We start from the raw sequence: 8,287 nt of genomic DNA, 5'->3' as shown, positions 1-8,287 counted from the left end.
CTTCTCACTCTCTATATAAAGGGCTAAAAGTTCCGCAAGGAACGGGTCGTATTTTCTTTCGCTTTGCTACAGAAAATCTCCACCCTTTTCGCTTTGCTACATCCTTGCGGAACTTTTTTCGGCTCGAGTTTGGATATCACCAAGCCGATACATCCAAAAGCAACTATTATGATCATCGGCTTGAATTTACTATTATACGAGCCGAACCGCTAGTGCCTTCGTCTAATAATTTCACTTACCATATTGATAGATACGTAATACGTGGGGGCTCGTCCCCACACGACGAACCAACCTCAACCCCAAAAGCAAAGGAAAACCTTCTTTTAAACCTGTTTGTTTTCTTTTTTAAGCGTTTATTTTCGTTTTTACGACAAATAGTATTGTTTTAGATTTATATTCTTTAAAAAGGATTCTGAAGCGTCTGAATAGCATTTTGTATTTTGTTGTTATTTATTTCTAGATTAAGGATCTATATTTATTTAATGCCTATTGTTTTCTTTTAGTATTTTAAAGTAATGTTTGATTGCAATTTATTAAAAATATCATGTCGTTAGTGAGTACTCATATGGAGACATCAAAGGGACTTTGTGTACTCACTGAGTCTACATCTAGGGACACAATGGGGACATTTGGTGGGTTTTGTGTCGTCAGTGAGTGGACATCCTGGGAATTTTCGTGTACCCACGTTTAAGCTAGGCTCTGCCTAGTCCCAACCCCTAGTTGGGCCCAAAAACCCCTTATGCTCTTCTCTCTTTTTTGATTCGGAATTTCCAATTTTATAAAATGACTTATCTTTTAGCCGAAATTTACTATGTTAAAAAATAAAAGAATGATTTTAGTTTTGGCTTATTGCAAGGTTATTAGAAAACTTTTTGTGGCGCGGCTAAGATCTTTGCTAAATGAAGTATGAATTGGAGCTATGAAAAATTCCGTTATTTTCATATGACAGAAGGATATAAACCTTAGTAGAATGAATTAGTAAAAACCTAGGTTTAATACTTAGGTTTTAAGATTGATTTTTTTGGAAATAACCCTTGATATTAAAAATATTTAGGTTTTTATCTAGGTTTTAAAGGTGGGTAAAAAGATGGATAAAAGTGAATACCTAGGTGGAGAAAACCCAGGTTATATAGCGATGACTGTTAAAGAAGTTGCATTATATTTAGATGAATCACCAAATGTTATAAGGAATTGGATGAAAGAATTAAAGACATATATTCCTTTAGAGAAAAATGAGTCAGGTTACAATATTTTTGATGAAAAAGCTCTTGAGCAAATGAAGATAGTTAAGCAATTACATCGAGAACAGAATTATTCAATAAAACAAATTGAACATTACTTTGCTACAGGTGGAGAGAGTATAAAGCCTGTTCCTAGTAAAGAAGCTGGAGAGATTTTAGCTGAAGAATTAAAAGCATTAAAAAATGAAGTTAGTAAACTTAGAGAATATAGTGAGAAACAAGAAGAATTTAATAAGTTGTTAATTGAACAATTACAAAAACAACAAGACTATATTGATAATAAGTTAGAGAAACGGGATCAGAAGTTACTTGAAACAATTCGTGAAGTACAAGAAACAAAATCATTAACAGCATCTACGGAATCCAAAGGTTTTTTTGCGAGGTTATTTGGAAAATAATTATTTTGAGATTTATAATCTGAGTCCTGGCGTTTATGCCGCGAAAGTTCCTTGACGATGAGGGGAACCCTCATGCAAACTCGCCAGGGGTGGCCCCAGAAGGGCGGTTTTTGCCCGCTGGGGTTAGCTTTGGGAGTTTGAGGGTTCGGAGGCTCGTGGTCAAGGGAACCGTGGAATAAAAAGCGAGGACGGACCCCAGGACAGGGCAAAAACAAATGTCTTCGCCAAGATTCGTGGTTCTACTGTTAGAAAAAGGCGAATAAGAATATAGCATACATACAATAAGGGAATGCAGTATAGATCAGTTTACAAGCATTCCCTTGCTATAAAGATGTTAATAATATTTTAATGATGTTGTTACTATATATGCCATGTATAGCAAGGATAAAAAGATAAATATATCGAGTGTTAAAAAAACATATAATATTATTTTTATCTTTTTAGATGTATCATTTTTAATCATATATACAATAAATAGCATTGTAGTTGATTGGAATAGCATGGTGAAAAATAAAAATGTAATAGCAAATAGCATATTCCCTGGCGTAAATCCAGTATTCATAATGAGTAGAGAACTAATTATATTAAGAATAAGCGTAGTTAGTATAAAAAAATATTTGTAAATGTTTTTAATTTTGATCGCCTACTTTTTAATTTTTTAGTTGGTAATACAGTTGTTTATTTTTATGGTTATATATAAGTATTTTTTTATTGTTCTCATCTACAATGTAAACATCTTTTTCTTCCCAATCTATTCCATGGGGTATGTCTTTTTCAATTGAAAATAAGACATCTTTATTTTTAAAAGGAATTGAATTTCGATTAGCATGAATGTTTATTTCTTGTTCTTTTGTTTGAATGCTATAATCTCCTGAATAATTGGAAAAAAACGGTGTTAATTTACTATAAATATATAAAATTTCTTTTTTATCGCTTTCTTGATAAAAGTGGGAATTAATAACCTTTAGATCTGATGTTTTTATGTCTTTTGGTATAAGTAAAAAGGCAATGAGACAATAAAATATAACAACAATAGTAATTAAAGAATATATGTAGAGAGCGGCTATTAATAAATATCTTTTATAATTGCTTTGTTTTATTATCTGATTTTGCAAATTTGAATCCTCCTTTAATAAAGAATCAATTGAAACATTAAATAGATTGCTTAAGGCTAATAAATTGGTTAGATCAGGAAGACTTTTTCCTAGTTCCCATTTAGATATAACTTGTCTTGAAATAAATAATTGGCTGGCTACATCTTCTTGTGTCATATTATTTATTAATCTTAAATGTTTTATTTTTTTTCCAATGTCCATATATGTACCTCCTTTAATTACTTTAATTATTTTAATGTTAAATAGTAAGAAACGCATCGTAGTGTTATAAAAAAGGCATGCAACGATGTGTTGCAGACCTTTTTTATGTGATAATCTTAGAAATAAGTTTATTTAAAGGAGAATAGAAGAATATCAAGTTTTTAGTGGAGAGAAAAAGTTTAGGATAATTTGCGATTTATAAATTAATTAATTTTAATATTAAAATTAAATGGAGTTGTTAGTGTGTTTGAAAAAGAATTATTAGATTTTTGTAATAGAGGAATGAATATTTTTTTTATGTTTAATTCTGTGAAAAGAAGAGTAATTTGGTTTTTTATAATACAAATGTGTGTAATATTATCTTTTATAACAATATGTATTCTTTTTAAAAAGACCTTAGATTTTATGGGAATGTTTATAGTTTTATTTGAAACAGAGTTATTTATTACTTCTTTATTATTCATTCGTAATTATATTCGAAGTTGTATTTTAAAAGAGCATAAAATTAAATTTGGAAGTAAAGAATGGTATACCTTTAAATATTTATTATTAAAGAAGTTTTTAATAAATAAAAAGATTTTACATAAACCTAATAAGTATAAAACTAAAAATATTGAGGCATTAGACTTTTGTATAGAAAGATTTGAAAAGCATCTTGAGCGAAAAAATAAAAGGAAATTTTCAACGATTGTAATGTCTTATAGTGCCATACTGATAGCTGTATTTGTACCTCTTTGGACAGCTTTTAATAATTGGGTATATCAAAAGAATAATTTTAAGTTTGGACAAGCCACAGCTTATTTTGGATTAGCATTTATTATTTTGATTTTTGTTTTTTTGTTTTGGATATTGATTTGTCATTATTGTATTGGGGATATATTGCAGTTAAGGGAGCAAAGAATTATTGATCTTATTGATATGTTGAATGGAATTAAGTTTTCTTTGAACAATTCTTATTATCTAGATCAATTTGGGAATGAGGATATTAATAAGCTTGTAATTAAAGTAATCGATGAGTATGAAGTAAAAAAAGAAATGAGTTTTTTATTACTTTTAATTAAGTAATAATGTTGAAAAAAAGAATAGAAATATAGGATACAAATACTAAGGGAATGCATTATAGATCAGTCTATAGGTATTCTCTTGATATAAGTACGTTATTTTTTATTTATTTCAGATATTTTGTATAATTGAGTAAAACCAGTGAAAGTAGTTGATAATGATATGATTTTTTTTAGTCACACTTATAAAGACAAACAAATTATTGAACCAATAGCTCAAGTATTTGCTAATACATTTGGTACAGAAAATATATTCTATGATAGTTGGTCTATTCAACCTGGAGATGGGATTATTGACAAAATGTCAGAAGGACTTACTAAATGTAAGTTTTTCTTTTTCTTTGTTTCTAAAAATAGTTTAGAAAGTAAAATGGTACAATTAGAGTGGCAAAATATGTTGATGAGAACTAGTAATAATGATGAAATAAAGTTTATACCAATTAAATTAGATGATTGTATTATGCCTGTAATCCTTTTGCAAAATTTGTATATTGATGTTTATGGTAAAGGATTAGAGTTTGCTACTAGACAAATGATAGATGTAGTTCATGGTAGAAATACATATGTTCCTGGATTACAAAAATATGAAAATGTACGTGCTTATATTTCTAAAACAAATGAGGCTGATATTACTGTCGAATTTAGAGCTGAATCTTATGCCGAACCAATATCTAGATATTTAATACTTTTAGATAATAGTGAAGATGAAATAAATTTCACATGTCTTAATGAGAGTATGTTTAATAGTGGTTTTAATAGTGGTTTGACTATGGATAATGGTTTAGTTACTAATGCAATATTTGTAGGTGTTGCTAGAAGTACAACACCTAGTTTTCCATTAAAAATAAATGTTAAAACTACAAATGGATTACCAGTAAAATTAAAAGGTGTAATGAGAGCATCTAATGAAGATATGTTTTCAAGTGTACCAATGAATTTTGCTTAGATACATTTTTTATATAAAAAATGTATCTAAAATATTGTCTTTTTCTTCTTTATTAATTCCAATATATTTAAGAGTGATTTGTGGTGTGCTGTGATTTAGAATTTCTTGTAACATGGCCACATCTTTTGTTTGTTTATAGAACCAATAGCCGAAGGTTTTACGCATGGTATGAGTCCCGATAGATTCTATACCCGCGAAGTCTCCGGCTTTTTGCAATTGTCGATAAGCCTGGATTTTACTAATGGGTTGATCTCCTTTTCGAGAAGGAAATAACCAGGTACTTTCTAGTGTTTGGCCATAAGAGTATACTTCATCAAAAATAGAAGTAAGGTTAATCATGCGTTCTTTCTTCGTTTTTCCCTCTTTGATCTTGAATTCTTTTCTCTTTTTACGTTTTAAATTTATTATGGTTTGTGTTTCAATTTGGAGTAGATCGCTAACACGTAATCCAGTATGGATGCCAATAAGGAAGAGAATATAGTCTCGTTCGGAACAATGACGTTTAAGACTCCATTTCATATCTTCGATCTGTTCTTTACTTCTAATGGGTTGGACATCAATAAGATGTGGTTTTTTATTCATGGATTTTTGACCTCTTTGTTTATAGTGTTTTGAATGTATACTTTCGTTGTATAAATTGAGGATATCAGGAGAATTGGTGATAAGTCAATGATTAAGGGAAAATGAATGTAAACTAATATTGAAAAGTTTACATTCGTTACAAAATTTAGATACGTAAATAAAATAAATGTAACTTTTTTCTAATTATATTTGTTTTATTTGCATATATTGCTTATATTTTGATTAAAAAGTTTTTATATTTTATTGGGGGGTAATGGGAAATGGCATCAAGATCTAGGAAGATAAAGTTTGATTATTTTAAGGTTTATGCTCATGTGTTTGATGAAAAGAAAAATGTTATGGTGGAAAAAGAATGTAATTTAACTAAACTTTTTACTGCTATTCAAAAAATCCCTGCTAAGCGTCGAATTTATAAAGTTTCTGGAGATGTAGCTAGGATACAGGAGATTGCTTTAAATAGTGATGAAAGATGGGAAATGCATTTAATTAGGATAAGAAAAGATAATTATCCTGTAAAAACTCATGATGATGGTACTTATACTTTTATGGATTTATCTGATCAAGAGGGATTAGGTGAAGAAGTTTCAGTATTATATGATCCTGAAACTTCTGTAATTATGATTCGAAGAAATATTAATAGTCTTTCTCCTAGTAGTTTATCAAATTATTTTAATGATATTTGTAATTCTCCAGGAATGACTATATTTTTTAAACCTCTTATTTATCCTAATGCATTAGATAAGATTAAAGAGGAAGATTTAATTAGAGGTTTAGATATATCTATAGCTAATATAAGAAAAGCTAATAATGAGACAAAGAGAGCTTTAGGTTCTATCACAGGTGATGTTTCATCAATAAATGAATCTGTAAATATAAATTTAAGTATAAGTTTAAATAAAAAAGGTTCTTCTAAATTAAGTAGATTACCTTTGTATAATACTTTAAAAAAATTGGTTGCAGATCCTGTTGTTACGAAAGCTGAAGTTAGAAAGAAAAAAGATGAAAATTCTCTTGTAGAAAAGTTTGATTTGATCAGTGATAAAATGTCTGAATATATTAGTTTTACTGAAGAAGAAGTTAAAATGAGATTAATGCAGATTTTAAAGGAAGAACATAAAGAAAAAATAGAAAAGGGAGAAGTTAGTGAAGAAAAATTGGAAGAAATGATTAATCTTAAAACTATTCACCATAAAGTAATTATAAAGAAAATGAAGGAATATTATAATTTGAGATTGAATGATATAAAGGAATTTTTTGTATAGGTCCTTTGTATAAAGGTTTTATAGACTTTAATATAAATTTAAGGGGGATGACTCTATATTATGATGAGGGAAAATAGAGTACTTGTATCCTTTTTTACTTGGAACTATTGCAACTGTTGTTGTTTTTCAATTTAAGATAGATTTAGCTTCTATTAATAATTTTGTACCGATATTAGGTGCAACAGTTACTATAAGTGCAATAATCATTGGATTTTTAGCTACAATGGTTTCTATTTTGATATTTTAGTAATGTTATGAAAAGGCTTAAGAGTGCACGTGCTAATGAAACTTTGTCTTGGTATATTAAAGAAGCTATAATAATCGGTTTAATGTTAGCTATTTATTGTTTGGTTTTGCATATGTTTGATAAATATAAAGGTGATGGTTCTGAGTTTTTATTATCTTTATATGTTGGTCTTCTACATATTTTGTATTTGCGGCTTATAGGATATTCCATATAATTTTAAACATCCTAACTTCTGTTTTAAATGAATCAGAAGATAAAAAAGTGAAAATGTTGTTGAAGCACCTTCAGAGACTATTTTTGATGAATAAAAAACCTTAAGTTTTTTACTTAAGGTTTTTTTATATTTACAAGAAAAAATCCCCACGTGTTAAATTGAAAGTGACCAAACCAACAATTATAGGAGGGGATTTTTAATTGTGTTTTTGTTTTTAAATTCTATAAAAATAATAGCATAAAATGTTCCTCTTCTCTAGTTGAAAATCTTAGGAAAGAGGAGAAAGATTATGTCAAAGCTCGTCAATTTAGAACAAGCTGAAAAGAAATGCAAGATTGAGAGATATCGAGAATTCAAAGATTTTGTCTGAAGAAGAGATGTATTTAGCAAATGAACTTCAATCAAAAGCTAATTTAAGAGGAATGAAATTAGTTCCAGAGCGTAAAGTAAAAAACAAAGCCAAATTTGTTCAAATTATTCAAGACAATTGGAGCTATTTACAAAGTATATCTTATTTAAAAAATGAAGAAATTGTATTTTTAATGAGTTTGATTCCTTTTATAGGTTTTGGATCTAATGCAATTGTAGATAATCCCAAAAAGAAACAACCATTACCGCTTACACAAAGAGAATTATCGAAGTCTTTAGAGACAAGCGAGACTAAAGTGAGTAGGGTTGTAAAGGCATTATATACAAAAGGGATTATTGCTCGTTCTGAAAGTATTGTAGAAAATAGCAATGTAAAGTCTTATGCATTATTTATCAATCCTCATATTTTATATGCTGGAGATCGGGATAATATTGAAGAAGGATTAAAGATACAATTTATAAAAATTATGAGAGCTAAACCATTAAAAAGATTTACCTATTAAATTTTTTTAAAAGACATCAATTAGATGTCTTTTTTTACATTTTTATACTTATCAAATTTGATAAGTAAACTTATCAAATTTGATAAGTATAAAAAGTTCGATAAACCCTTGATATTACTGGTTATTTTACACTTCGGTATGCTTGTCC

Annotated in this window: 7 protein-coding genes; 5 read left to right on the top strand and 2 right to left on the bottom strand. The window is 28.5% G+C overall.

What is annotated here, in order from left to right:
* Window positions 1–1,087: 1,087 nt before the first annotated feature.
* Window positions 1,088–1,639 carry a DUF3967 domain-containing protein gene (locus tag AC241_RS32380; RefSeq protein WP_050845812.1) on the top strand — a complete coding sequence of 184 codons (552 nt, stop codon included), beginning with the start codon at window positions 1,088–1,090 and terminating at the stop codon, window positions 1,637–1,639.
* A gap of 650 nt (window positions 1,640–2,289) precedes the next feature.
* Here AC241_RS32380 and AC241_RS32375 read toward each other — a convergent pair.
* Window positions 2,290–2,955, bottom strand: a complete 666-nt coding sequence (locus tag AC241_RS32375) for a helix-turn-helix domain-containing protein (RefSeq protein WP_050845811.1) — start codon at window positions 2,953–2,955, stop codon at window positions 2,290–2,292.
* 243 nt (window positions 2,956–3,198) lie between these two features.
* Between AC241_RS32375 and AC241_RS32370 the strand changes: the two genes are divergently transcribed.
* The gene (locus AC241_RS32370) at window positions 3,199–4,020 is read left to right on the top strand and encodes a hypothetical protein (RefSeq protein WP_050845810.1); all 822 of its coding nucleotides are present in this window, start codon (window positions 3,199–3,201) and stop codon (window positions 4,018–4,020) included.
* A gap of 138 nt (window positions 4,021–4,158) precedes the next feature.
* Window positions 4,159–4,962, top strand: coding sequence for a toll/interleukin-1 receptor domain-containing protein (locus AC241_RS32365; protein WP_050845809.1), 804 nt, complete (start codon window positions 4,159–4,161; stop codon window positions 4,960–4,962).
* Between the two features lie 9 nt (window positions 4,963–4,971).
* Here the strand turns inward: AC241_RS32365 and AC241_RS32360 are convergent, their stop codons facing one another.
* The gene (locus AC241_RS32360) at window positions 4,972–5,544 is read right to left on the bottom strand and encodes a tyrosine-type recombinase/integrase (protein WP_050845808.1); all 573 of its coding nucleotides are present in this window, start codon (window positions 5,542–5,544) and stop codon (window positions 4,972–4,974) included.
* A gap of 260 nt (window positions 5,545–5,804) precedes the next feature.
* On the opposite strand from AC241_RS32360, the gene AC241_RS32355 reads away from it, so the two are divergent.
* Together AC241_RS32355 and AC241_RS32350 are read left to right on the top strand one after the other, a co-directional pair.
* A complete protein-coding gene (locus AC241_RS32355; RefSeq protein WP_050845807.1) occupies window positions 5,805–6,806 on the top strand; it encodes a DUF6731 family protein in 1,002 nt (333 codons plus the stop codon).
* Window positions 6,807–7,629: 823 nt separating this feature from the next.
* On the top strand, window positions 7,630–8,139 hold the full coding sequence (locus tag AC241_RS32350) for a MarR family transcriptional regulator (protein ID WP_230690674.1): 510 nt from the start codon (window positions 7,630–7,632) through the stop codon (window positions 8,137–8,139).
* The last annotated feature ends 148 nt before the right edge of the window (window positions 8,140–8,287 follow it).

It is taken from the genome of Bacillus thuringiensis, from assembly GCF_001182785.1.
Lineage (GTDB): Bacteria > Bacillota > Bacilli > Bacillales > Bacillaceae_G > Bacillus_A > Bacillus_A thuringiensis_S.
The sequence above is the reverse complement of the archived record's forward strand: the minus strand, read 5'-3'. Positions and strand labels throughout refer to the sequence as shown.